The 23865-nt window shown below is 66.4% G+C and carries 22 protein-coding genes; 10 read left to right on the top strand and 12 right to left on the bottom strand.

Translation table 11 applies throughout. From position 1 onward, the window contains the following. Nucleotides 1-8 precede the first annotated feature (8 nt). The gene (locus BLW05_RS33680; RefSeq protein ID WP_093169054.1) at nt 9-611 is read right to left on the bottom strand and encodes an SCO family protein; all 603 of its coding nucleotides are present in this window, start codon (nt 609-611) and stop codon (nt 9-11) included. Between the two features lie 172 nt (nt 612-783). Here BLW05_RS33680 and BLW05_RS33675 point away from each other — a divergent pair, with 172 nt between their 5' ends. Beyond that, on the top strand, nt 784-1443 hold the full coding sequence (locus BLW05_RS33675; protein ID WP_177142937.1) for a TetR/AcrR family transcriptional regulator: 660 nt from the start codon (nt 784-786) through the stop codon (nt 1441-1443). A 3-nt stretch (nt 1444-1446) separates the two neighbouring features. Here BLW05_RS33675 and BLW05_RS33670 read toward each other — a convergent pair whose 3' ends face one another. Continuing rightward, a complete protein-coding gene (locus BLW05_RS33670; RefSeq protein ID WP_093169012.1) occupies nt 1447-1902 on the bottom strand; it encodes a carboxymuconolactone decarboxylase family protein in 456 nt (151 codons plus the stop codon). An 11-nt stretch (nt 1903-1913) separates the two neighbouring features. Continuing rightward, a complete protein-coding gene (locus BLW05_RS33665; protein ID WP_256330630.1) occupies nt 1914-2363 on the bottom strand; it encodes a cupin domain-containing protein in 450 nt (149 codons plus the stop codon). A 177-nt stretch (nt 2364-2540) separates the two neighbouring features. On the opposite strand from BLW05_RS33665, the gene BLW05_RS33660 reads away from it, so the two are divergent. From BLW05_RS33660 to BLW05_RS33650, 3 genes are all read left to right on the top strand, one after another. Beyond that, nucleotides 2541-4028, top strand: coding sequence for an efflux transporter outer membrane subunit (locus BLW05_RS33660; RefSeq protein WP_093169010.1), 1488 nt, complete (start codon nt 2541-2543; stop codon nt 4026-4028). A gap of 80 nt (nt 4029-4108) precedes the next feature. Continuing rightward, nucleotides 4109-5236 carry an HlyD/EmrA/EmrK family protein gene (locus BLW05_RS33655; protein ID WP_256330629.1) on the top strand — a complete coding sequence of 376 codons (1128 nt, stop codon included), beginning with the start codon at nt 4109-4111 and terminating at the stop codon, nt 5234-5236. A 7-nt stretch (nt 5237-5243) separates the two neighbouring features. Then, entirely contained in the window at nt 5244-6812 is a 1569-nt protein-coding gene (locus tag BLW05_RS33650; protein ID WP_177142936.1) for an MFS transporter, read from the top strand. On the opposite strand, the gene BLW05_RS33645 is transcribed toward BLW05_RS33650, so the two are convergent. Further along, nucleotides 6798-7841 (bottom strand): AraC-like ligand-binding domain-containing protein, encoded by a 1044-nt coding sequence (locus BLW05_RS33645; protein WP_143045011.1) that lies wholly within the window; start codon nt 7839-7841, stop codon nt 6798-6800. The two genes, BLW05_RS33650 and BLW05_RS33645, sit on opposite strands and share 15 nt — an antisense overlap. A gap of 59 nt (nt 7842-7900) precedes the next feature. Between BLW05_RS33645 and BLW05_RS33640 the strand changes: the two genes are divergently transcribed. The 4 genes from BLW05_RS33640 to BLW05_RS33625 are packed head-to-tail and all read left to right on the top strand — an operon-like array spanning nt 7901 to nt 11395. Beyond that, entirely contained in the window at nt 7901-9553 is a 1653-nt protein-coding gene (locus tag BLW05_RS33640; protein WP_093169002.1) for a cbb3-type cytochrome c oxidase subunit I, read from the top strand. Next, entirely contained in the window at nt 9543-10145 is a 603-nt protein-coding gene (locus tag BLW05_RS33635; RefSeq protein WP_093169000.1) for a cbb3-type cytochrome c oxidase subunit II, read from the top strand. Before BLW05_RS33640 ends, BLW05_RS33635 begins: the two co-directional genes overlap by 11 nt. An 8-nt stretch (nt 10146-10153) precedes the next feature. Beyond that, a complete protein-coding gene (locus BLW05_RS33630; RefSeq protein ID WP_093168998.1) occupies nt 10154-10741 on the top strand; it encodes a c-type cytochrome in 588 nt (195 codons plus the stop codon). Nucleotides 10742-10750: 9 nt separating this feature from the next. Next, nucleotides 10751-11395, top strand: a complete 645-nt coding sequence (locus BLW05_RS33625) for an SCO family protein (protein ID WP_177142935.1) — start codon at nt 10751-10753, stop codon at nt 11393-11395. A gap of 575 nt (nt 11396-11970) precedes the next feature. Here the strand turns inward: BLW05_RS33625 and BLW05_RS33620 are convergent. Next, a complete protein-coding gene (locus tag BLW05_RS33620; RefSeq protein WP_371127014.1) occupies nt 11971-13221 on the bottom strand; it encodes a YbfB/YjiJ family MFS transporter in 1251 nt (416 codons plus the stop codon). Nucleotides 13222-13272: 51 nt separating this feature from the next. On the opposite strand from BLW05_RS33620, the gene BLW05_RS33615 reads away from it, so the two are divergent. Next, the gene (locus BLW05_RS33615; RefSeq protein WP_371127013.1) at nt 13273-13884 is read left to right on the top strand and encodes a TetR/AcrR family transcriptional regulator; all 612 of its coding nucleotides are present in this window, start codon (nt 13273-13275) and stop codon (nt 13882-13884) included. Between the two features lie 10 nt (nt 13885-13894). Here the strand turns inward: BLW05_RS33615 and BLW05_RS33610 are convergent, their stop codons facing one another. The 6 genes from BLW05_RS33610 to nuoF form a co-directional block, all read right to left on the bottom strand. After that, nucleotides 13895-14626, bottom strand: a complete 732-nt coding sequence (locus BLW05_RS33610; protein ID WP_177142934.1) for an alpha/beta fold hydrolase — start codon at nt 14624-14626, stop codon at nt 13895-13897. A gap of 83 nt (nt 14627-14709) precedes the next feature. Then, nucleotides 14710-15723 (bottom strand): helix-turn-helix domain-containing protein, encoded by a 1014-nt coding sequence (locus BLW05_RS33605; RefSeq protein ID WP_143045010.1) that lies wholly within the window; start codon nt 15721-15723, stop codon nt 14710-14712. A 55-nt stretch (nt 15724-15778) separates the two neighbouring features. Then, complete coding sequence (locus tag BLW05_RS33600; RefSeq protein WP_177142933.1) at nt 15779-16744, bottom strand: AraC-like ligand-binding domain-containing protein; 966 nt, start codon at nt 16742-16744, stop codon at nt 15779-15781. A gap of 1 nt (nt 16745) precedes the next feature. Further along, nucleotides 16746-17750 (bottom strand): helix-turn-helix domain-containing protein, encoded by a 1005-nt coding sequence (locus BLW05_RS33595; protein WP_177142932.1) that lies wholly within the window; start codon nt 17748-17750, stop codon nt 16746-16748. A 115-nt stretch (nt 17751-17865) separates the two neighbouring features. Further along, nucleotides 17866-18573: a helix-turn-helix domain-containing protein gene (locus BLW05_RS33590; protein ID WP_143045009.1), complete on the bottom strand. Its 708-nt coding sequence runs from the start codon at nt 18571-18573 to the stop codon at nt 17866-17868. A 177-nt stretch (nt 18574-18750) separates the two neighbouring features. Continuing rightward, nucleotides 18751-20097 (bottom strand): NADH-quinone oxidoreductase subunit NuoF, encoded by a 1347-nt coding sequence (gene nuoF, locus BLW05_RS33585; RefSeq protein ID WP_093168982.1) that lies wholly within the window; start codon nt 20095-20097, stop codon nt 18751-18753. Nucleotides 20098-20301: 204 nt separating this feature from the next. On the opposite strand from nuoF, the gene aceE reads away from it, so the two are divergent. Next, nucleotides 20302-23013, top strand: coding sequence for a pyruvate dehydrogenase (acetyl-transferring), homodimeric type (aceE, locus tag BLW05_RS33580; RefSeq protein WP_093168980.1), 2712 nt, complete (start codon nt 20302-20304; stop codon nt 23011-23013). Here the strand turns inward: aceE and BLW05_RS33575 are convergent. Continuing rightward, the gene (locus tag BLW05_RS33575) at nt 22971-23864 is read right to left on the bottom strand and encodes an intradiol ring-cleavage dioxygenase (RefSeq protein ID WP_093168978.1); all 894 of its coding nucleotides are present in this window, start codon (nt 23862-23864) and stop codon (nt 22971-22973) included. The genes aceE and BLW05_RS33575 overlap by 43 nt on opposite strands. Between the last annotated feature and the right edge of the window lies 1 nt (nt 23865).

The raw sequence follows: 23865 nt of genomic DNA, 5'->3' as shown, positions 1-23865 counted from the left end.
CTCGGAGGTCATAAAGCTGGAACGCCTTGTTCCAGGCGCGCCCGGATGCTCCCGGCGATGGTTTCGGCGTTGCGGATCTCGGGGAAATGCGTTTCGTACCGACCACCCGGCCCCATCAAATAACTGAACGCCGTGTGCGGCACGACGTAGCCGTCAGGCGCGGTCGGATCGTCCACTGGCGCCGCAAAGATTCGATAGGACTTCTTCGCGGCCTCGACCTGTTCCGCCGAGCCGGTCAGGCCCACGAAGTCGCCCGGGAACCGCGCGAGAAATCGACGCATCGTGGCGGGGTCGTCCCGCGCAGGATCGACCGTGATGTAGAGCGGCTGAACCCGCGCAGCCAGCGGCCCCAGCAGGGTGAGTACGTGACCGAGCTTGGCGAGTTCGCGTGGACAGACGACTGCGCAGTGGGTGAACCCGAAGAACACCAGCAGATGCCGGTCGCCGTAGCTGCGCTCGCTCACCGCCAGTCCGAAGTGGTCGATCAGCTCGAACGTGCCAGCGATGGGCCCTGGCCGCGCGTCACCCGCGGGTGCCTTGTTGCTGCCGCAGCAGCACGATGGTGTGGGTGGCGTCGACGACCCGGGGGTCGTCGCAGGGGCGTGTTGCATGGTTGCTCCCGAGAGGCTGCCGATTTGCAGATTGCGCGATATTAATTGCACATGTTCAATTACTATTCGGGACTTACCCGCTCCCAACGGTTGGGGCCGTGGGCTGCCCGTCGGCCCGCGCCTATACTTTTTCAATTCCCTCCGCAGTGCGCCTCGCGCCTCACCACGCAACATGTCCTTTCGCCATCCGAAGAACGAGGTCCTCAGCCGCGCACGCACCCCCGAGGACAAGGCAAAGGTCCGCGAGGCCTTCATCGCCGCGGGACGCAAGCTGTTCGCCGAGGAGGAAGACCATTCGCGCATCTCCCTGCGCCGCATCGCCGCCGAAGCCGGCTACGCGCCGGGTGCGATCTACCAGTACTTCGCACACCAGCAGGACCTGTTCGTTCAGATTCGCGCGCACGACATGCACGCGGCAACGCAGGACCTGCGGCATCTCATCGCCCGCACCCGCGATCCCGCCCGGCGCGTCGAGAAGCTGTTCATAGGCGCCGCGGAGTACTGGCTCGGTCACATGGACGAGTTCCTGATGATCTTTCCCGCGGCATCCACGCAGCCCGCGCCGGTGCCCGCGGGCACGCAACCCTTCGGCCAATCGTCCGTGGTGATGGAAAGCCTGGATCTCTACTACGAGACCGTCGAGGGCTTGTGGGCGACGCTTTCATCCCCCCCTATGCCTGCACGACTTGCGGCCGACATGCTGATCGCAGCCGTCCACGGAACGATCGTTTTCCCGTGCATGACGCGCACCATGGAGTGGTCGGACACGCGCCTCATGGTGACAAAGCTCGTGACCACCATCGTCCGCCAATGGACGTCGCACAAGGACTAGCCCTTACCCGGGCATTGCAACTTCCGGCGTCTTCCGGAAGGCGATCGCAAGCCGGTTGTAGGTATTGATGAGCCCCACCGCGAGCGTCAGGTCCACGCGCTCGCGCTCGGTGAAGTACTCCGACATCGCGTCGTAGTCGGCCTGCGGCGCTCCGGTTTCCGATACGCGCGTAAGCGATTCAGCCCACTGCAGCGCGGCACGTTCGCGCGCCGAGAACACCATGTCCGCTTCGTGCCAGGCATTGAGCATCATCAGCTTGACCGGCGGCACGCCCGCTTTCAGCAAGTCACGGGAGTGCGCGGCCACGCAATAGGCACAGCCGTTGATCTGCGACACGCGCAGATAGACCAGGTCGATGAGCTCATGCGGCAGCCCCGACTTGTTCACGTACATGTAGACGCCACCGAGGCTGCGCATACCTTCGGGCGCGATCGATTGGTGATCCAGACGCTGTGTCATCAGGTACTCCTTCAAGGTTGATCGGGAATCTTGAGTGCGTCGCCCGTGTTGGCGACAAATACCACCAGCAACCGCGCCGGTTGCGAGCGGCTTGCGTTCTCGGTGAGTGGATGACGCACGCCGGGCGGCTCGAACCAGTTGTCGCCCGCGTGGTAAACGCGCGGCGCTTCATCGTTGATCTGGCTGCGCAATGCACCCTTCAGCACGTAGGCATAGACGAAGGCTTCTCCATGACGGTGCGGCTTCGCCTTGGCACCCGGCGGAAAGTCGACGATCAGGGTGGTCAACGTCTTGCCCGGCACATTGGGAAGCGCTTGCGAGAACTTGGGCGAGACGGTTTCCTCGACCGCGTCATGCGCGCGGGCGGCAGGCATCGGAAGAGCAAGGACTCCCGTGCACACAAGGGTGATGAAGGGGGCGGGAAGTCGAGGTAGTGGAAGAAGCATGGTGATCTCCTGCAATTGACGTTCGCGGATAGGTCCATCTTGCGGACTCAGTCGCCTATGCGATGGAATGAAGCAGGCGTGATTGGCGCTTGTCTGGCAAAGATTGGCACTGCACGTCGGCGTGATCGGTTTGATCCAAAGCCACGCGATTCATCAAAGAAGCGCGCCGTCGGCTGTCCGACCATCGGGTCCATGGGTTCAGTCTCCTTGCGCCGTGTATCGGATGCGATTCGCCGTCAGCGCACCGCACTGGTTTTCGCCGTGCCCACCTTGTGGTTGACCGCCTGTGCATTGCCCGAACAACTGCCACCGCAAGTTGGCCGGCTTGAGGCGGATGCCATTGGCCTTCGCCCCGAGCTCGCTGCCCCGTCGGTCGATGAGGCATGGTGGCGTGTGTTCCGCGATCCCGAGCTCGACGCATTGGTCGAGAAGGCGCTTGCGGACAGTCCGTCGCTCGAGATCGCCGCCGCACGGTTGCGGCGCGCGTGGGCGGTTGCGGCGCGCATCGACGCCGAAGACCGCCCCCTCGTCGCCGCCCGCTTCGACAGCGTCTACCAGCGCTTTCCGGAGCATGCGCTGTATCCGCCCAGCATCGGCGGCACGCAACAGGCCTTGACGACCGTTCAGCTCGCAATGAGCTGGGAGCTCGACTTCTTCGGGCGCAACCGGTCCGCCTTGGCCGCCGCGCTCGGCAACGCTCGCGCAGCGCAGGCGGACGCCGCCATGGCACGGCTGCTTCTGGCGTCCCAGGTCGTACGCAGCTACGTGCAACTGTCAAGGCTGCTGGCGCTGCGCGAGGTGGCCGAGCGCGCACTGTCGCAACGCAACGAAGTCCTCGCGCTCGTGCGCCGGCGCACCGGCGCCGGACTGGACACCGCGGTCGAGCTCCAGCAGGCCGAGGGGGCCATCCCCGAAAGTCACCAATCGATCGAGGCGCTGGACGAACAGATCGCGGCGCGCCGTCATGCACTCGTCGCGCTCACCGCGCAGCCGGTTGGTGCGGCAGATGCGCTCCGCCCGCGCATCGCGCAACTGGCGCCGCAGCCCCTGCCCGCCGATGTGCCGGCCGACCTGCTCGGGCGCCGCGCCGACATCGACGCCGCGCGCCGTCGCGCCGAGGCGGCAGCACGCGAACTCGACGTGGCGCACGCGGACTTCTATCCAAGCGTGAACCTCGTCGCCTTCGCCGGCTACAACGCGTTGGGGCTCGACCGCCTGTTCGAAGGCGGAAGCCGCGCGATGGGCATCGGCCCGGCGATCCGGCTGCCAATCCTCGACGCCGGCCGGCTTCGGGCCAATCAGCGCGCAAAGGCCGCCGACCTCGATGCGGCCATCGCCGCCTACAACGCAGCGTTGCTGGAGGCCGTGCGTGACGCGACGGACCAGATCAGCGCGCTGCAATCCATCGATCGCCAGCAGCAGGACCAGACGCGCGCGCAGGCTTTCGCGGAGCGTGCCTATCGCCTCGCGGTCGCGCGCTACGAGGCGGGACTCAGCTCGTACCTGGTGGTGCTGAGCGCAGAGAACAGCGTGCTCGCGCAACGGCGCGCCGCGGCCGACCTGCAAGCGCGGGCACTCGACAGTCAGGCCGAACTGATGCGCGCGTTGGGCGGTGGATACATCGCGACGGCGGACGACCCGGATGGCCGTCCGCGACATGCCGGAGAGTTTCATCCATGAATGCACCGCTTCCTGCGACAACCCCCCCGCCCCCTCAGGGCCAGCCATCTCGACGCCCTGCTGGCGTCGTGGTCACATCCGTGGCGGTCGCCATCGTGCTGGCCTTCCTTGCTTTTCGGCTGCTGGGTTTCGGAAGCGCCGTGACCACCGACAACGCCTATGTGCAAGGCAACATGATCCAGATCACGCCGCAGGTTGCCGGCACGGTGCTGGCGGTGCTCGCCGACGACACCGACTTCGTGCATGCCGGCCAGCCGCTCGTGCGCCTCGACCCGGCCGACGCACGCCTTGCGCTCGAGCAGGCTGAATCGCAACTGGCGCAGACGGTGCGCGAGGTCCGCACGCTGTATGCCAACAACGAGGTACTTGGCGCGCAAATCGCACTGCGGCAGGCCGAGGTCGGCCGGCTCGAATCCGAGCTCGCACGCGCCCGACTCGATGCTCGGCGCCGCGAAGCGCTGGTGGAGGACGGCGCCGTGGGCCGAGAGGAATTCGAGCATGCCGGCTCGCAGTTGACCTCGGCCCGAAATGCGCTCACCTCGAGCCGTGCGGCGGCTCGGGCGGCCGAGGCCCAGTTGGCGGCCAATCTATCGCTGACCGATCGCACGAGCGTGGAGCGGCATCCCAACGTCTTGCGCGCGGCGGCACGGGTGCGCGAGGCCTATCTGGCGCTTCGGCGCGCGGAGGTGCGCGCGCCGGTCGACGGCTTTGTCGCGCGACGCAGCGTGCAGGTCGGCCAACGGGTGCAGGCGGGGTCCACGCTGATGACGGTGGTGCCGCTGGATGGCATCTGGGTCGATGCCAATTTCAAGGAGGCGCAATTGCGCCACCTCAGGATCGGGCTGGACGCAACGCTGATGTCCGACCTGTACGGCCAGGACGTGCAATACCACGGGACGGTAGCAGGTCTGGGCGCGGGAACAGGATCTGCCTTCGCGCTCCTGCCGGCCCAGAACGCAACGGGCAACTGGATCAAGGTGGTGCAAAGGGTGCCGGTGCGCATCCTGCTCGACCCGCAAGAGGTTGCACAGCATCCGTTGCGTATTGGCCTCTCCGTGGAGGTCTCGGTCGAAACGGCTCGGAGCGATGGCCCCCGCCTGGGCCAGATCCAGCGGCCCGCCGCGGCCGTGACAACCGTGTTCGACGGCCAAGACAGTACTGCCGAGGATGCGGTGCGGCGAATCATCGGCGAGAACCTCGCACGCTGAGAACGCGATGCAACCGACCGCCTCCACGCCCTCGGTCACGCGACGATTCGCGCTGCTCGTGCTGATCGGGGCATTGCCTTTCAGCGACTTCCTGCAGACCGGCGTGTACGCCTTCAACGCCGCGCCGATCATGGGCGACATCGGCGCGAGCCCCGAGGAATACAGCCTTGTCGCCACCTTCTACGCGGTCACCGCGATCGGGATGATCTTCAACCACCGGTGGCTCGTCGAGCGGATGGGATGGCGCTGGTTCATGCGCGTCGCCAGTCTGCTTTTCGCCGTCGGCGCGCTGGTCTGCGCAGCGAGCGAGGGGCTAGGAACCTTCGCGGCGGGGCGCCTCATCACCGCCTTGGCATGTGCCTCGTTCTTCACCGCAGGGCGCGTGTTGGTGAATCTCATCCCGCCATCTCCCCAACGCTTCACCGGCGTCAAGTTTTTCGCGTCTGGCATTGCGTGGGGCGCGGTTTGCGGTCCGCTGTTGGCATCGGTTGCACTGTCGCTGCAGGACTGGCGACTGGCGTTCGTCGCCCAGTTGGTGCCGGCCGTGCTGCTCGCGCTGCTGGGGGAGCTCGCGCTGCCGAACGTGCCACCGCCCGCGCGCTCGCCGTTCGACGTACGCGGCCTCATCACGCTGGCCGGCGGCAGCGCGCTCGTTCTGTTCGCGCTCCAGCGCAGCGTCTTCGACTTCTTCTCGGATCGTCTTCCGCTCTATACCTACGTGACCGTCGGCGTGCCGGCGCTGGTGTTCGCAGTCTGGCTGGTGTTGAAGCGCGAGCTGCCGGCCATCCGCTTGCGAGAGATGTCGCAGCGACGCTATCTCATCGGCCTGGCCGCCTTCGCAGTCTGCTATGCGCTTCTCGGCGCCAACAACACGGCGATACCGGTGCTGCTGCTGCGCGGTCTCAACCTTCCGCTCGAAATCATCGGCCGCTACGTCGCGCTCGGGGCGCTCGGCGGCGTCCTCGTATGGATTCTTCTGTCGCGGCTGGTTCCGCGCCACCCTGGGCCGACGCGCTATTACGTGCTCGGGTTCTCGCTGCTTGCAGCGTGCGGGCTCATGCTGGGTGGTCTGAGCGAGACCGTGGAGCCGCGCCTGCACGTGCTGCCCGCGCTGCTCTGCAACGGTGCGTTCGTGATCGCGGTTCTATCGACCACTGCGGTCCAGACCTTCCGCGACCTGCAGCGCGACGAGACCCTGTTCTCGCACGCCAACCAGGTCAAGAACGTGCTCGCACAGTTCGGCGTGGCAGCGGGCATGTGCATTGCCACGCTCTTCCTGCAGTGGCGCACCACGCTGCACTACGTACGTGTCGGTGAATCCCTCGGCGTCTGGAGCGCAGCGCTGCAGGACACCCTGCGCCTCCTCGCGCAACGCTACGGCGCGGCGCAGGATCCGGAGGCGGCGTTGCGGATGGCGACCGCGACGGTCAATGGCCTGCTCATGCAGGAAGCCACGTTCATGGCATCGCTCGACTACTTCAACGGCATCGCCGCGCTGGCAGGTCTGTGTCTTCTGGCCGTGCTGGCGGAGCGCGCATGGCGCTACGGGCGCCAGCGCCGTTCAGCCGTGGCGTGACTGCCTGAGCTGCAGCGGCGTCTGGCCGACCCGCGCACGAAAGACGCGCACGAAGTGCGACGGGTCGGAGAAGCCGGCGCGTCGCCCGATCTCTCCGGTCGTCAATCGCCGGAAGAGCGGGGATTCGAGCATCCGGACCGCCGCAGCGATGCGTGCCGCCATCACGGCACCACCAAAAGTCTCGCCGGCGGCGCCAAGGCTGCGGTGAAGCGTGCGCACGGAGACCTGCAACTGCACTGCGACGTCCCCGGCAGTCAACGATGGATCCTGGCACCGCTGCGCGATGGCTTCGCGCGCGCGCTCGCAGAGCGCCCTGTCGGCGGGGGTCGGCGATCGCGGTGCAGCAATCTCGTGCGCCGACAAGGCCAGCAACGATCCCAGGTGATCCGTCAGCAATGGGGTCGGAAGCGGCGAGTCGACGACCGTCTCCGGAGAGAGCTGCTGCGCGAATGCGGTCAGTGCCCTCCCCCAGCCTTGCTTGGCGGAAATGGCACGGCCGACGAGAACGCCGGGCGACGGCAGCCACTGCTGCATCCAGGCATCGGTGAAACGGATGTGGACGAACTCGTACGCTTTCGTGATGTCGATGTCGTACGGCAGATCGGAATCGAACAGGACTGCTTCGCCCGGACGCACACGCAGCGTGCCGCGATGACGCGCCGTCCAGTCGGTATCGAGGCTCACGAGCAGATGAAAGGACCGCTCCCCGCTGCGCTCGATGTCGCGACGAACCCGGCGCGCGCTATTGCCCGAGCCGGTTTGCCTCATGACCGAGACGCCACCCAGATCGACCAGGGTCATCGCCGCCGCAAAGGATCGGGGCGACTCGCTGAAGACACTCATCGGCGTCTGCGTGGTGCTCAGCACCTCTGCGTAGTAGTCGAAGCGCGCTGTCGGTGGTACTTCGTCGGTCGTCCATCGGATCGCGCTCGGCGCATGCGCTTGTGCCACGGCTTTTCCAGTTCGGGTGGGGTGAATCACTATACGCCTCGACGACAACCAGACACCAAACAGGGCAAGCGCGTTCAAGGCCTGAAAGCCACTCACGGGTAGCCTTCCCCGGGTCCGCACAACGCCCGCGCCACCCGATGAACAGCACCCTTCTCAGTCTGCTCAGCGCCTTCCTGCTGTCGATCATCGGGTTGTTCGTCTTCATCTGGTCGATGCGCCGGGGGCTGTTGATCGAGAACCCCCGCGGGGCTTCGGTCATCTTCGCGCGTGGCGAAATCGGGAAGATCGACGATCCGGCGCTCGATGGCGATGCACGCGATTCGATGCAGGACAAGGCAAGCGGCGCCGGCCGGTCGGTGCCCGCTCCCGACCCGTCCGAGCTGCGAGACCGGGTGGCGGCCGACACATCCACCGCCTTCCCGGTGTTCATGTTCATGGCCTTCGCATGCCTCTGGCTGCTGGTGGGCTCTTTCGCTGGACTGGTCTCGGCGATCAAGTTGCACGAGCCCGACTGGCTGGTCAGCCAGGCGTGGACAAGCTTCGGCCGGCTCCGCACCGTGCATCTGAACGCAGTGTTCTACGGTTGGTTGACGAATGCAGGGCTTGGCGTGGTCCTGTGGGTGTTGCCGCGCCTGCTGCGCACCCCGCTGGTGGGCGGCATCTGGGCCATGATCGGCGGCGCCCTGCTCAATACCGGCATCGCCGGCGGCATCGGCGCCATCGCCACCGGCTGGAACGACGGCATGGAATACCTGGAGATCCCCTGGCAGATCGGGATCTTCATCTTCGCCGGCCTCGCGCTGGTCATTCTCCCGGTGCTCTTCACGCTGGTGAACCGCAAGGTGGAGCACCTGTACGTCAGTGTCTGGTACATGGTCTCGGCGATGCTGTGGATTGCCCTGCTCTACCTTGTCGCCAAGTTGCCGGGCATCCACACCGGCGTTCAGCAGGCCACCATGAACTGGTGGTACGGACACAACGTGCTGGGACTGTGGTTCACGCCCGTCAGCGTCGGCGCCATCTACTACTTCCTGCCGAAGGTCATCGGCAGGCCCGTGCAGTCGTACAACCTGTCGATCCTCGGCTTCTGGACGCTGGCCTTCTTCTATGGCCAGGTCGGCGGCCACCACCTCATCGGCGGACCGGTGCCGGGATGGCTGACCACGCTGTCGATCGTGCAGAGCCTGATGATGATCATTCCTGTCGTGGCCTTCGCGATCAACATGGCAGGCACCCTCCGCGGCCAGATGCACCTGGCGATCCATTCGCCCACGCTGCGCTTCATGATGTTCGGCGGACTGATGTACGCAGCCTCGTCGCTGCAGGGGTCCTTCGAGGCGCTGCGCAGCGTCAACCAGGTTGCACACTTCACGCACTACACGGTCGGGCACGCGCACCTGGGCGCCTACGGATTCGTCTCCATGGTGATGTTCGGGGCCATCTATTTCATGATGCCCAGGGTGCTGAACTGGGAGTGGCCCTATCCCCGACTCATCATGCTGCACTTCTGGCTGGCGGTGATCGGCATCGGCATCTACTTCATCGGACTGTCGATCGGCGGGTGGCTGCAGGGCAAGGCCATGCTCGATGCGCAGCGTCCGTTCATGGACTCGGTCGTCCTGACCTTGCCCTACCTCAGGTCGCGCTCGATCGGCGGCTCGCTGATGGTGCTCGGCCATCTGGTTTTCATCGGGCATTTCCTCGCGATGGCGCTCCGGTTCGGGCCGGCACGCGTGGGCGCGGCGCTCTTCTGGCAGCAGGGCCAGGTCGAGGCGGCCCGTGGACAGTGAGATCCGACTTGCCGCGGGAGCAACGGTCGCGCTGGCCATCGCCACGGCGGCGCTGGTGGCGATGCCGTACATCGAGGTACGCGACATCCAGCCCGCGCCGGGCCTGAAGCCCTACACGGCCGCCCAGTTGCGCGGACGCGAGGTCTATATCGCCAACGGATGCGTCTACTGCCACACGCAGCAGCCGCGCGATCGCAATCTCGGCCCCGACAGCGCGCGCGGTTGGGGCCGGGCGTCCGTCCCTGCCGATTATGTGTACGACAAGCCCCATCTGCTCGGCAGCATGCGGACTGGGCCCGACCTGTTCAACATCGGCGTGCGCCAGCCCAGTCAGGACTGGCATCTCGGGCATCTCTACCAGCCGCGGGCCTACGTGGCGGATTCGATCATGCCGGCGTTTCCGTATCTGTTCGTCGTCAAGGATGCGGCCGAGGCCGATGAGCATGTCGTCGCCATTCCCGGCGGCTGGCGGCCGCCCGTGGGCAAGGTGGTCGTGGCCACACCCCAGGCGCTCGATCTCGTGAAGTACCTGCAAGCGCTCGATCACAGCTACCCGGTGCTTCCGCCAGAAGCACCGCCACCCAAGCCCTGAGCAGCAGGATGAAACAGCACGCCCAACAACGCGAACAGGCCGACCCGGTGGAACGCACCCGGCCGGTGCCCCTGTTCGTGGCGGCCCTCACGCTGGGCGTGGTGCTCATCGGCGTGGCCTACATCCTTCTGTCCGAGTCCTTCGGTCCTCCGGGGATGGGCGACCGTCGCACCGTGGCCGATCTGCGCGGCGCGATCCCCAAACCCGGCCAACGGGTGGATGGCAAGCAGGTCTTCACCGCCAACTGCGTCGCCTGCCACCAGGCCACGGGGCTGGGCCTGCCCGGTGCATTCCCTCCGCTGGATGGTTCGGAATGGGTGCAGGGGGACGAGCGCATCCTCGCCAACATCCTGCTGCACGGCGTGACCGGCCCCATCACGGTCAATGGCGCGAATTTCGCGGGCGCCATGCCGGCTTTCGATCGGCTCAGCGATGCGGAGCTTGCAGCGGTTGCCAGCTATGTGCGCGCCAGCTGGTCCAACAAGTCGCCGCCGCTGACCGCCGAGATGTTCGAGACGGAGCGCAAGAATGGGTCTCGCACCGCGCCATTCGCCGGTGGGGACGAGCTCAAGTCGCTCGCGGCAAGGACACCTTGAGGGGCGCTCATGACGATCTTCAGGACCGTCTTCGCGAGCGTGATGATCATCGCCACCACATGCGTCGCGGCGCATGGCTTGACGCACGGCTTTCGTGCCTGGACGGCCGAGGACGTGCGCCGGCTGGAGATCGCAACGCACCCGGTGCCGACGCCGGCGGTGCAGGTGGAAGGTCCCGGAGTTGCAGGTGTGTCGCTGCACACGCTGCTGGCCCACGAGACGACACCCACCATCGTCGACTTTGCCTACACCCGTTGCCAGATCGCTTGCGCGGCATTGGGCAGCGTGTTCCAGCAGCTCCAGCGCGCGATCCTCGACGACGATACAGCGGGGTCGCGCGTGCACCTGCTCACCATCAGCTTCGATCCGGCGTACGACGATGCCGAGGTGCTGGGGCGCTACGCCGTGGCGTTGCATGCAGAGCCGCGCGTATGGCGCTTCGTTCGCGCATCGCCCGGTGACGCCACTCAGGAACTGCTGGATCGATTCCGCGTGACCGTCATCGACGACGGCCTGGGTGGGTGGGAACACAATGCCGCGCTCCTCGTGATCGACGGATCGGGTCGGTTGGTGCGGGTGTTCGATTACAGCGAAACCGAGCGCGCATTGCGCTTTGCGCGCTCGCTGTCGTCGCCCGAAAGTGCGACTCCGTGACGCGACATCCAGGCCCTGCGATCGCCGCAGGGGCCAGCCTGCTGGTGCTGCTCGCCCTGCCGCCGATGCGCCACGCGCTGGAGGCCGGGATGCGGCCGCACATGCTTCTCCAGTACCCGCTCGTCATGCTGGCCGGGGCATTGCTCGCGCATGCCGCGCCGAAGGGCCTGCGGCAGCGGCTGGGTGACTGGAACGCGATGGGCCTCAGCGGCCTCGCGATGTTCCTCTGCGTCACGACAGTCCTGATGATTCCCCGCGTCCTCGACCTGGTCCTGGTCGACCTGACGGCGGAGTCGTTCAAGTTCATCGCGTTGCTCCTGGCCGGCGCGTTGCTTCCCGCATCCTGGTCACTCGCGGGCCGCGTGCTGCAGGCTTTCCTTCTCGGCAGCGTGCTGCCGATGGGGGTCGTGGTCGGTGAGGTCCTTCAGGACTCGTCGCAGCGCCTGTGCAGCGCCTACCGCCTGGACGAGCAACAGCGGCTCGGCGAGGACCTGGTCTGGATCGCGGCCACCGTCGCCCTCGTGTGGCTATGGCGCGCCGGCCGCGAACTCATGGTGTCGGATCTTCAGAGGCGATCAGGTCCGGGGCGCATCTACGCTGCGCCCGACGATGGGCGACGCGACGCCCCGGCCGAACCAATCGAGCAGCCATGCGAGGACCAGCGCGACGCATCCCACCGCAAACAGCAATGCGTGCCGCTGACCACTGAGCGCGAACAGGTACGAGTAGGCATACCCGGCCAGCGCCTGGAACAACGCGAACACGGTGGTCGCCCGGCTCCAGGCCGCATCCTGGGCGGCAGGCGCATCGGGCAACTCGTGGTGGACACGGGCAAGCACCAGAGGCACCGCACCCGGCGGGAAGGTGCCGATCAGCACGCTGGCAAGGCCCAGCACGAACTCGTTGCGCGAGACGGTGAGTGCGGCAACCGCGAGTGCCTGCACCAGCAGCACGAGCCTCAGCGCGAGTGACGATCCGAGCCGGTCGGCAAGCGCGCCGTAGGTCATGGGCCCGACGATCGCGCCCAAGCCATAGAGCACCCAGTAGACCGCACCGGCGTGCGCGCCCATGCCGAGGCCACGCGCAACGAAGTCGGACAGGAACACCATCGTCGGCACCACCGCAACGGCCATGAGCGCGTATTCGATGTTGACGAGCAGGAGCGCGCGGCGCTGACCAGCCTTCGGCGAAGACGAAGACACGTGTGCCGCCGCGCGTGGCGCGGCCACGGCCGCCTCGGGCCAGCCCTTCCAGCTCAACGCGGTGAGCAGTGCCGAGAGCAGGCCAAGGCCGATCCAGGTCTCGCGCAAACCCAAGCCCAGCAACAGCGGCACCAGCGTGCCCGAACCCGCGATGCCCAGACCCAGCCCCATGAAGATGGCGCCTGCAGCGAGACCCTTCCGCGCGCCGGGCACATGAGGCAGAACCGTCGAAGCGACCAGCACCATGATCACGCCGCCCGCCACGCCGGACAGGAGCCGCCACCCGAAGAACCACGCTGTCGACAGCGGCACCGCGCACGCCACGAACGCCAGTGCCGCGAGGGCCATCATCAGCCGGAGCGCCCACGCATTGCCGAGGCGGCGCCCGATTGGCCGGCCGGACAGGGCACCGATCAGGTAGCCCGCCAGGTTGGCCGCACCGAGATAGATCACATCGCTGGCCTCGAACCAGTGGGATTCGATCAAGGTCGGGATGAGCGGCGAATACGCAAATCGTGCAAGGCCGATACCGACGAGGCTGGCGCTGAGCCCCGCGAACATCGTGTGCCATGGGATGCCGGCAGGCGCGGCCGGCCGGCTGGATTGGGAGTGATCGTTGGACACGCTATTTCCTATGTTGTGGTCTACATGTTTGACACTGTCGTCAAACTTGACATGTATGTCAAAGACGTGTCCAATTCACCCATGGCAGGAGTAAGGCAATTCGACGAAGACGAGGCACTCGAGCGCGTGCTCGCAGTGTTCTGGCGCAAGGGCTACGGCGCGACGTCCATGCAGGACCTCGCCGAGGCCACGGGCGTGCTGCGCGGCTCGCTCTACAACGCTTATGGCGGCAAGGAGGCGATGTTCCTGGCCGTCTTCGATCGCTACAAGGCGCGCTACCTCGCCGATGCAGCGAAGGCGCTCGACAAGCCGGACATCGAGACGGCGCTGACGGACTTCTTCGCGTTCTCGATCCGGTCGATGACGACAGGCAAGCCGTCGCGCGGCTGTCTCACCACCAAGACCGCAACCGATGAAAGCGCCGACAGCGCCGAGATTCACGCAGCGCTTGGAAGCCTCCTCGACGGCCTCGAGGAACTTTTGCAGCAGCGATTCGCGAGGGACGATGCGCATGGACGTCTGCAGCTCCCACCAGCGCAGGCTGCGCGGCTCGTCGTCACGATGACCCGGGGCATCGTGGTCATGGAACGCATCCATGGCGACGCTGCGAAGCTCCGGGCCACGGCTTCGGCGCTGGTGAAAGTGCTTCTGCACGCACCTTGAATCGCACGGTTCACGGCCCTGCCCCGACCAGCGCGTCCACCGCTTCGAGGATGACGGCCGTGGTCTCCCGCGGCCGCGACAGGAAGAGTGCGTGGCCGGATCGCACGCTGGACCACCGCGCACCCATGCGCATCGCCATGCGGCGCTGCAGGGCCGGCGGGACCAGCCGGTCGCGCTCGGCGACCAGGAACCAGCACGGGCGCACGTGCCACGCGGCGGCCCCGAGTCTTTCCTCGAGGCTATCCGCCTGAATCGGTCGCTGGGCCGCCGCGAGCACCCGGGCGTTGATGATCGGCACGTCCTGCGCGATGCGCGACGGCCAGGTGTCCTGCGGAAACGCCAGCAGCCCACCTGAATCCCTGCGCAGGAAATCGACGTGGGCCGGAGCACCTTCGGCGCGCCGCAAGTCCTCCACGCTTTCGCCGTGGTCGGGCGCGTAGGCAGCCAGGTAGACAAGCGCAACCACCGCCGCCGCGTCGCCCGCCTGGCTGATGACCGCCCCACCCCAGCCATGCCCCACGAGCACGATCGCCCCGCGATGTGCATCGATGGCGCGGTGCACGGCGACCACATCCGCGACCAACGAAGTCAGCGGGGGTTGGACGGCCGAGACCGCCAAGCCGAGTTCCTGCAACCTGGAGATCACATCGCCCCAAGCAGAGCCGTCGGACCAGGCGTCATGCACCAGGACGATGGCCGGCGCGTTCGGGCCGTATTGCGAAGGGACGCGTGGAGTCGTCATGCGATGCGTGGATGTGCCCGGGGCGCCCGGCGATGCCCGCAGCATCCGGCCGGGCCGCGGCGAACTCTTGCATCCAACCGGCGTCAATGTTCCGAATTCGCCTCGGCCTCGATCTGCGGCAGGTTCCCGGCCGAAGCGTTCAGCCCCGTGTACTCGTCGGCCTCCGACGCCCCGGCTCCCTGCCGGCGACGGAGCTGCGCGGGCGTCGCACCGAGGCGCCGGCGCAGCACGCGCGTGAAATGCGAAGCATCGCTGAAGCCGGCGCGTCGACCGATCTCGGCCGCAGTCAGCCGCCGGTACAGCGGCGACTCCAGCATGCGCAACGCGAGGCCGACCCTGGCGTTCATGAGGCTCTCGCCGAAGGTCTCGCCAAAACGGGTGAACACACGATGCAGCGTGCGTGTCGAGAGGTCCAGCGAGCCAGCGACCGCCGCGGCGGTCAGTGCAGGCTCGGCACACCGCTGGACGATCACCTCCTGGATGCGCTGCTGCAATGCGCCGTCCGCACGGGTGGGCCGTTGTGGCGACGCTCGGAATTCACTGGCCAGCAGTGCCAGCAACGCCCCGAGCTGATCCGAGACCATGGACAACGGAAGCGGCGTCTGAACCAGGAAGCGCGGTGTCAATTGCGCGGCAAAGGCAGTCAACGCCCGGCCCCACCCTTCGCTGGCCGCGATCCTGCGACCGACCAGGCTGCCGGGCGAAGGCACCCATTGGCGCATCCAGGCTTCCGACAGCTTGAGGTTGATGAACTCGTAGGTCTGGTCCACATGAATGTCGTGGTTGAAGCGGGAATCCGTGAGCATCGCGTCGCCCGGCGCCATCCGCTCACGGCCTCGGTGTGCGATGCGCCAGGGCGACGACAGGTTGATGATGAGATGAAAGCTGCGGTGTTCATCTCGCCCGAACTCCGGATCCTCGCGATAGCACCGGTGCGCGCTGCCGGCCTGCCGCACGGCAGCGAGCAGACCGAGGTCCGCGATCTGCATGTCGGCCCAGAAGTCCGCAGGGCTGGCGCTCTGCACCGCCATGGGCACCAGCGCAGAGGTCAAGGCGCTTGCGTAGTAGTCGAAGCGATGCCGCTGCGAAACTTCCACGGTCGACCAACGGACAATCTCGAGCGACGGTGCATGAACCACGGCGCGCCCCGCTTCAATGCCCGCGCAACTGCCAGGGCGAGCGTCCGGTGCGCGCGCGCAGCGTGCGCTCCAGGTGTGTTGCGTCGTTGAAGCCCGTGCGTCGCGCAATTTCCTCGATGCTCAAGCGCCTGAAGATCGAAGAGCCGAGCATGCGCAACGCGATGCCCGTGCGCGTGCCGGTCAGCAGTTCGCCAAAGCTCTCGTCGCCCGCCGAGAGCGCGCGGTGCAAGTGCTCGTCCGGAATGCCCAGCGCCTCCGCGACCTGCACGGCGCACAGGCCCGGCTCCATGCACCGCTCGAGAACGCAGGCGTGAATGCGCTCGCGCAAGGCTGCATCGCCCCGGCTGGCCTTCTTGGGAGCGCCACCGAACTCGCTCGCGACCAGCGCGAGAAGGGCGCCGACCTGGTCGGCAAGCAGGCTTTGCGGCAATGGTGAGTCGACAAGGAACTGCGGCGACAACTGCGAAGCGAAGGCAGTCAATGCGCGCCCCCAACTCGAGGTCGCAGGGATCCTCCGACCGACCAGGACCGACGGCTCGCTCACCCATCGCCGCAACCAGTCGCCCGACAGCTTCAGGTGCATGCACTCGTAGCGTCCGGGCATGTGCAACTCATGACCGAAGTTGGAGTCCGCGAGCACGGCGTCACCCGGCGCGAGCCGGATTTCACCGCAGTGCGTCAGGGTCCAGCCCGACATAAGGTTGATGATCAGATGAAAGCTGTGATCGCCACTGCGCGACAGCTCCGTCGCGCGCCGGTACGAGCGGTGGGCACTTCCGATCTGGCGGCTGATCGCCATCGGCCCGAGTTCGGCCAGCGTCATTTCCGCGTGGAAGGCAGTGCGCGACGGTGTCTCGATCTCGACGCCCATGGGCACCAGCGCCGAACTCAACACGTCCGCGAAGTAGTCGAATCGCTGCGAGACAGGCACTTCGCTGGTGGACCAGCTCTGGATGTCGGTGGTGTGGATGGCGTGCATGTCAGTGTTCCTCCCCTTCGGCCCGGGCCGGTGGCGACTCGGTCTTGTCCCCGTTGCGGATCTGGTTGGGCGTGCGGCCAACGCGGGCATGGATCACGCGCGAGAAGTGCGAAGGGTCCGGAAACCCGCTTCGCCTTCCGATCTCGGCCACCGTGAGCCGCCGATGAATGGGCGACTCGAGCATGCGCAAAGCCACCTCGACGCGCGCCGCCATCAGCATGGCGCCGAAGCTCTCTCCAAAGAGCCCCAGGTTGCGATGCAGGGTGCGCACCGAGATGCCCAGCACCTTGGCCACATCCGTCGCGGTGAGCGCGAACTCTGTGCACCGCTGCCGGAGCACTTCGCGGGTGCGGTCGCGCAAACCCTTTTCGGCAACGTCCGGTTGCGGGACGGCGCCCGTTGCCTCGTGCGTGGCCAGCGCGAGCAGCGCTCCCAGGTGGTCGGTGAGCACCTGCGATGGCAGTGGCGATTCGACCGCAAACTGGGGCGTGAGCTGCATCGCGTAGGTCGCCAGTGCCCGCCCCCAGCCCGAGGCCACGGGGATCCGACGTCCGACGATCGCGCCAGGCGAAGGCACCCACTGGCGCAACCAGCCGTCAGGGAGCTTCAAGTGCACGATGTCGTAGTCGCTGTCCGTGCGGAGCATGTGTCCGAACGACGAATCGGTCAGGATGGCGTCGCCAGGGAGCATGCGATTGCGGCCGGCATGCTCGAGCATCCAGGGCGATGTCAGGTTGATGATGAGGTGAAAGCTGCGCTCCAGGCTTCGTTCGATCTCGCGGAGACCACGGTGCGAGGCGTGCGGGCTGCCCGACAGGCGCAGCGCCGCCAGCGGGCCGAGCATCGCCATCGCGACATCGTTGCGGAACGATTCGCGCTGGTCGCTCGAGACCCACATGGGAATGACCGCGGACTCCAGCGTCTGCTGGAAATAGTCGAAACGCTGTCCGGCCGGGACGCTGTCGGTCGACCATCGAAGAATGCCGGTTTGTCGGGCTTCGAGCATGGCAGGTCCTGTCGCATGGATCGACAGAGTGTGCGGGCCTGCTCGCGCGCCGGATGGTCTGGGTGTGCCAGGCCGCGGCGCAGTTCTGGCTCCTGCGTGCCACGCCCGGCCGGCCCTATCGATGCCGATGCCGGAACGCGCGCGGCGTCTCGCCCATGACATCGACGAACACACGGGTGAAGTGACTCTGGTCGGAGAACCCCGCCGCCAGCGCGACATCGGCCAACGGGCGGTCGGACTCCTCGATCATCCGGGCCGCACTGGCGATGCGCCGCGCAATGACATAGCGGTGGGGCGGCAACCCCATGCTCTGCTTGAAGGCCCGCGAGAAATGGCATTCGGAAAGCTGTGCGATGGCGGCAAGGTCCCGCAGTTCGATGCGCTCGGCGAGCCTTTCCTCCACATGCTTTCGTACGCGGCGCAGCGCTCCGGGCGCGAGGCCGCCGCGCGGACGTTGCCGCGGCGGCGACTGGGGCACGGTCGCGCCCGTCAGGCGGTGCACGGTACCAAACAGGTCCTCCTCGCGACAACCGACCGGCAACCAGGCATCGGCACCGCGGGGCAGTTCGATCGGCATCGAAGCTTCGCGTGTGGCAATCAGAACCACGCGCGGCGCCGGTGGCGCAGCCGTGGCGCCTTCTGCCGCCGCGCTGCTGGCGGGCGTAAACGACTCCGCGTCTGCCACGACCAGATCGACCTCGGCCAGCGAAGGCGAACTGTGCCAGGGGCCGCTGGCATCGTCCCAAACCTCGACCCGGCATTGGGGCAATCGCGTCAGCGTGGCCTGAAGGCCCGCCGATACGAGGCAACTGGCGTGCGACACAAGGATCGTCGAGTGCGACTGAGGTTGGGTGGAGGGCTGGTATTGAAGAGTGATCACGGCATCTTCCCGAGGTCGGTACGGGATCAGTGTGGTTCGGGAGCAGGCCGGTAACTGGCGCAAGAGCGCCAGCCGTTTCACATGAAATGGGCTGTACGTGCCATGCGGTTCTGGCCCCGCTCAGGATCGCCGCGATGCGCTTGATCTGGAGGTATCGCGCACCAGCGCCTCGAACTCGGGCCTGAAGTGCTTGAGCATCGCCCTCACCGGCATGGCCGCCGAATCGCCCAGCGCGCAGATCGTCCGCCCCTGGATGTTGTCGGCCAGCGAGTTGAGCAGGTCGAGGTCGGCTGGCTTGCCGCGGCCGGTATGGATCCGGTCGATGATCCGCCACAGCCATCCGGTGCCCTCGCGACAAGGCGTGCACTGTCCACACGACTCGTGCATGTAGAAATACGACAGGCGCTTGAGCGACTCGACCATGCATCGCGTCTCGTCAAGGACGATCACGGCCCCCGAGCCGAGCATGGAGCCGGCCTTGGCCAGGGTGTCGAAGTCCATCGTGAGCTTCATTGCGGCCTCCGCCGGCAAGACGGGCGATGAAGCACCACCGGGGATCACCGCCTTCAGCCGATGGCCCCCGCGCATACCGCCGGCGATGTCGAGCAGGGTCGCGAAGGGCGTACCCATCGGGATCTCGTAGTTGCCCGGCAGTTCAACATCGCCGCTGACCGTGAAAATCTTGGTCCCGCCGCTGTTCGGAATGCCGCATTCCAGGAAGGCCTGGGCGCCGTTCGCGATGATCCCGGGCACTGCGGCATAGGTCTCGGTGTTATTGATCGTGGTCGGCTTGCCGTACAGGCCGAAGCTCGCGGGGAACGGCGGCTTGAACCGAGGCTGACCCTTCTTCCCTTCGAGCGATTCGAGCAGACCCGTCTCCTCGCCACAGATGTAGGCACCGAAGCCGTGCGCAGCATGCAACTGGAAGCTGTGGCCGCTCCCGAGAATGCGCTCGCCGAGGTACCCCGCGGTCCGCGCCTCCTCCAGCGCCTCTTCGAAGCGCTCGTAGGCCTCGAAGATTTCGCCGTGGATGTAGTTGTAGCCCGCGCCGGCACCCATCGCATAGCTTGCGATGACCATGCCCTCCACCACGAGATGCGGGTTGTACAGAAGGATGTCCCGGTCCTTCGCCGTGCCGGGCTCGCCTTCGTCGGAATTGCAGACCAGGTACTTCTGCCCCGGGAACTGGCGCGGCATGAAGCTCCACTTGAGGCCCGTTGGAAATCCCGCACCGCCCCGCCCCCGCAGTGCCGAGGCCTTCACTTCGGCGATGACCTCGTCCGGCGTCATCCCCTCGACCAGCACCTTGCGCAGCGCCCGGTAACCGCCACGCTGCTCGTAGTCGGCCAGCCGCCAATTGCTGCCATTCAGCCCCGCGTAGATCTGCGGCCGGATGTGGCGACCGTGAAAGCACGTTTGTTCACCGGAAGCGCGAAAGCGGCTCAGAACTTGTTCGGGCGTGGTCATGGCGGTGCCGTTCGTTCGAGGTGCGATGTCGAATCTTTGTGCACCCTCGCCCGCGCCCGCTTGAACCGCGTTGCCTTCACTGGTCCGTTCTTGCGCTGCCCGCAACCGCCTGTGCGCGCTTTGTCCCATTCGAAGCAACGACACGCAAGAAGGAAGAGCGACGGCAGCGATAGCGTGCCGAGGAGTCCATTCCAGGAGCCACGCATGTCCGCCCTTCCCCGCACCCTTCCCGGCGCGCCGCCGGATGACCCCGACGCGCAAGAGACACGGGAATGGATGGATTCGCTTTCAGCCGTCATCCATAGCCAGGGCGTCGAACGTGCCCACTTCCTGCTCGAACAACTGCTGGAGCACGCGCGCCAGAACAGCGTCGACATGCCGTTCTCCGCCAATACGGCCTACGTCAACACGATCGAGCCGGACCAGGAGGCGCGTTCACCAGGCAACCTCGAGATCGAGGAGCGGCTGCGCTCCTACATGCGGTGGAATGCCATGGCCATGGTCGTCAAGGCGAATCGGCATCCGACCACTGGCAATGGCGAACTCGGTGGCCACCTCGGTTCGTTCGCGTCCTTCGCCAACATGTTCGGCGAAGGCTTCAATCACTTCTGGCATGCCGAAAGCGGACAGCACGGCGGTGACCTGCTCTACATCCAGGGCCACATCTCCCCGGGGATCTACGCCCGCGCCTACCTGGAAGGCCGACTGACGGAAGAGCAGCTCCTCCACTTCCGCCAGGAGGTCGATGGCCGGGGACTGTCGAGCTATCCGCATCCGAAGCTGATGCCGGGTTTCTGGCAATTTCCCACCGTGTCGATGGGGCTGGGGCCGCTGATGGCCATCTATCAGGCGAAGTTCCTGCGCTATCTCCAGGCACGCGGGATTGCCGACACCGCCAACCGCAAGGTGTGGGTCTTCCTGGGCGATGGCGAGATGGACGAGGTCGAATCCAAGGGCGCGATCGGCCTTGCTGCGCGCGAGCGGCTCGACAACCTGATCTTCGTCGTCAACTGCAATCTGCAGCGGCTGGACGGCCCGGTGCGCGGCAACGGCAAGATCATCCAGGAGCTGGAAGCCGAATTCCGCGGCGCCGGCTGGAACGTCATCAAGCTGATCTGGGGAAGCGACTGGGACCCGCTGCTCGCGCGCGACGAGGACGGCGCGCTGCGCCAGTTGATGATGGACACGATCGATGGCGAGTACCAGTTGCTCAAGGCCAGCGACGGCGCCTTCGTGCGACAGCATTTCTTCGGCCGCGACCCTCGCACGCTGGCCATGGTCGCGCACATGAGCGACGACGAGATCTGGGCCCTGCGGCGTGGCGGTCACGATCCGCGCAAGGTCTACGCCGCCTTTCATGCGGCCGTCTCGCACACGGGCACGCCGACCGTCCTGCTCGTCAAGACCGTCAAGGGCTTCGGGATGGGCAAGATCGGCGAAGGTCGCAACAACGTGCACCAGACCAAGAAGCTGGCCGACGCCGACGTGCGGGCGTTTCGCGATCGCTTCAACATCCCGGTCCCGGACAGCCAGATCGCCGACCTGCCGTTCTTCAAGCCCGCCGACGACACGCCGGAGATGAAGTACCTGCACGAGCGGCGGAAGGCACTGGGCGGCTATCTGCCGCACCGTCGCATGCACTCCGACGAGCGCTTCTCCGTGCCGCCACTGGAGGCCTTCAAGACCGTCACCGAAGCCACGCAGGAGGGACGCGAGATGTCCACGACGCAAGCCTGCACGCGCTTCATCACGCAGCTCCTGCGCGATCCTGCGTTGGGGCCGCGCGTGGTGCCGATCCTGGTGGACGAGGCACGAACCTTCGGCATGGAAGGCCTGTTCAGGCAGATCGGCATCTACAACCGGGCGGGACAGCAGTACACGCCGGTCGACAAGGAACAGTTGAGCTACTACCGCGAGGACGTGCGCGGCCAGATCCTTCATGAAGGCATCACCGAGGCGGGAGGCATGTCGAGCTGGATCGCCGCCGCCACCTCCTACAGCACCAACAACAGGATCATGGTGCCCTTCTATGCCTACTACTCGATGTTCGGATTCCAGCGCATCGGCGACCTGGCCTGGGCGGCGGGCGACATCCAGGCGCGCGGCTTCCTTCTGGGCGGGACGTCCGGTCGCACCACCATCAACGGCGAAGGACTGCAGCATGAGGACGGGCACAGCCACATCCTCGCGGGCACGATTCCGAACTGCGTGAGCTACGACCCCACCTTCGCCTATGAGGTTGGCGTGATCCTTCATCACGGCCTGCAACGCATGGTCGAGCAGCAGGACAACGTCTTCTACTACCTCACCATCCTCAACGAGAACTACGCGATGCCCGCCCTGCCGCTGGGCGTCGAGCAGGAAATCATCAAAGGCATGTACAGGCTGTTGGAAGGGCCGGCAATGGATGGCGCGCCGACCGTGCAACTGCTCGGAAGCGGCGCGATCCTGCGCGAATGCATCGCGGCGCGCGACCTGCTCGCCAACGATTGGGGTGTGAGCGCGGCGGTGTGGAGCTGCCCGAGCTTCAACGAGCTGACGCGCGACGGCCAGGATGTGGAGCGTTGGAACTTTCTCCATCCGGGGGAAGCTCCGCGACGTTGCTTCGTGAATGAGCAACTTGCGTCGAGCTCGGGTCCGGTGGTCGCCTCCACCGACTACATGAAAGCGTACGCAGAGCAGATCCGGCCGTTCGTTCCGCCGGGACGTCGCTATCACGTGCTGGGCACTGACGGGTTCGGCCGCAGCGACTTCCGGGAAAAGCTGCGCCGGCACTTCGAGGTGGACCGCCACTACATCGCTGCGGCGGCGATCCGTGCGCTGGCCGACGATGGCCTGCGGCCACCCGAACAAGCCAGCGAAGCCTTGCGGCGCTACGAGATCGACTCGGAGCGCATCAATCCACGTGTCGCGTGAGCCGAGCCGACTGACCGCTTCGAGCCCTTCGGGTTCAGCACCAGATCGAACTCGAGCGCATAGCCACCGCCGGCTTGGGGCACCCAGTCCCCGAGCAACGACTCGCGCACACCGAAAACCGCATCGGAATCGAGATAGGGGTCGTCGCGGCGAAAGACGTGGGTGACGAGCGTCTCGTAGCCTTCCGCTCGAACCATGAAGTGAAGGTGCGCGGGCCGCCAGGGGTGGCGTGCGGTCGCACGCAGCATGTCACCGACCGGGCCATCGACGGGGATCGGGTAGGCCACCGCGGCAACCGTGCGGAAGTTGAAGCGGCCATCGGGACCGGAAACCAATACGCCGCGGTTCTGAGGCTGCGCGAGCGCCTCGTACTGCACGTCATAGTGGCCCGTCGCATCGGCCTGCCAGACATCGAGCACCGCGCCCGCGATGGGCTCTCCGTCGATGCCACGGACCATGCCGCTCACCTCGCAGAGTTCGCCCTTCGCACCGTTCGCGATGTCCGCTCCGTTCTCATAGTGAGGCGCCCCATCGACGTGGAACGGTCCGAACACCGTGGCCTCGGTGCAGCCCTCGGGCTTGTCGTGGTTCATCGCCACCGTCAGCATCGACAGGCCCAGGGTGTCGCTCAGAAGGATGAACTCCTGGCGATTGCCATCGCACTTCTGGCCCGTGCGCGTGAGGAACTCGATCCCCTGCATCCACTCGTCCTCGGTCAACTCGACCTCGCGCGCGAAGTCGTGCATGTGCTTCACGAGGTGCGTCAGGATCCTCTTCAGTCGCGGGCTCGGCGTGTCGGCGAAGCGTTCGATCACCGCCTCGGTGATGGTGTGCTGGTTCAGGTTTCGCATG

This window comes from Variovorax sp. YR216, assembly GCF_900107745.1.
Lineage (GTDB): Bacteria > Pseudomonadota > Gammaproteobacteria > Burkholderiales > Burkholderiaceae_C > Variovorax.
The sequence above is the reverse complement of the archived record's forward strand: the minus strand, read 5'-3'. Positions and strand labels throughout refer to the sequence as shown.

Excerpts from the sequence above, each read along its gene's own strand:
- BLW05_RS33650 (WP_177142936.1), top strand. The coding sequence starts at position 5,244 with ATGCAACCGACCGCCTCCACGCCCTCGGTCACGCGACGATTCGCGCTG.
- BLW05_RS33660 (WP_093169010.1), top strand. The coding sequence starts at position 2,541 with ATGGGTTCAGTCTCCTTGCGCCGTGTATCGGATGCGATTCGCCGTCAG.
- BLW05_RS33610 (WP_177142934.1), bottom strand. The coding sequence starts at position 14,626 with ATGACGACTCCACGCGTCCCTTCGCAATACGGCCCGAACGCGCCGGCC.
- BLW05_RS33615 (WP_371127013.1), top strand. The coding sequence starts at position 13,273 with ATGTATGTCAAAGACGTGTCCAATTCACCCATGGCAGGAGTAAGGCAA.
- BLW05_RS33600 (WP_177142933.1), bottom strand. The coding sequence starts at position 16,744 with ATGCACGCCATCCACACCACCGACATCCAGAGCTGGTCCACCAGCGAA.
- BLW05_RS33675 (WP_177142937.1), top strand. The coding sequence starts at position 784 with ATGTCCTTTCGCCATCCGAAGAACGAGGTCCTCAGCCGCGCACGCACC.
- nuoF (WP_093168982.1), bottom strand. The coding sequence starts at position 20,097 with ATGACCACGCCCGAACAAGTTCTGAGCCGCTTTCGCGCTTCCGGTGAA.
- BLW05_RS33625 (WP_177142935.1), top strand. The coding sequence starts at position 10,751 with ATGACGATCTTCAGGACCGTCTTCGCGAGCGTGATGATCATCGCCACC.
- BLW05_RS33670 (WP_093169012.1), bottom strand. The coding sequence starts at position 1,902 with ATGACACAGCGTCTGGATCACCAATCGATCGCGCCCGAAGGTATGCGC.
- BLW05_RS33575 (WP_093168978.1), bottom strand. The coding sequence starts at position 23,864 with ATGCGAAACCTGAACCAGCACACCATCACCGAGGCGGTGATCGAACGC.
- BLW05_RS33630 (WP_093168998.1), top strand. The coding sequence starts at position 10,154 with ATGAAACAGCACGCCCAACAACGCGAACAGGCCGACCCGGTGGAACGC.
- BLW05_RS33680 (WP_093169054.1), bottom strand. The coding sequence starts at position 611 with ATGCAACACGCCCCTGCGACGACCCCCGGGTCGTCGACGCCACCCACA.
- BLW05_RS33595 (WP_177142932.1), bottom strand. The coding sequence starts at position 17,750 with ATGCTCGAAGCCCGACAAACCGGCATTCTTCGATGGTCGACCGACAGC.
- BLW05_RS33640 (WP_093169002.1), top strand. The coding sequence starts at position 7,901 with ATGAACAGCACCCTTCTCAGTCTGCTCAGCGCCTTCCTGCTGTCGATC.
- aceE (WP_093168980.1), top strand. The coding sequence starts at position 20,302 with ATGTCCGCCCTTCCCCGCACCCTTCCCGGCGCGCCGCCGGATGACCCC.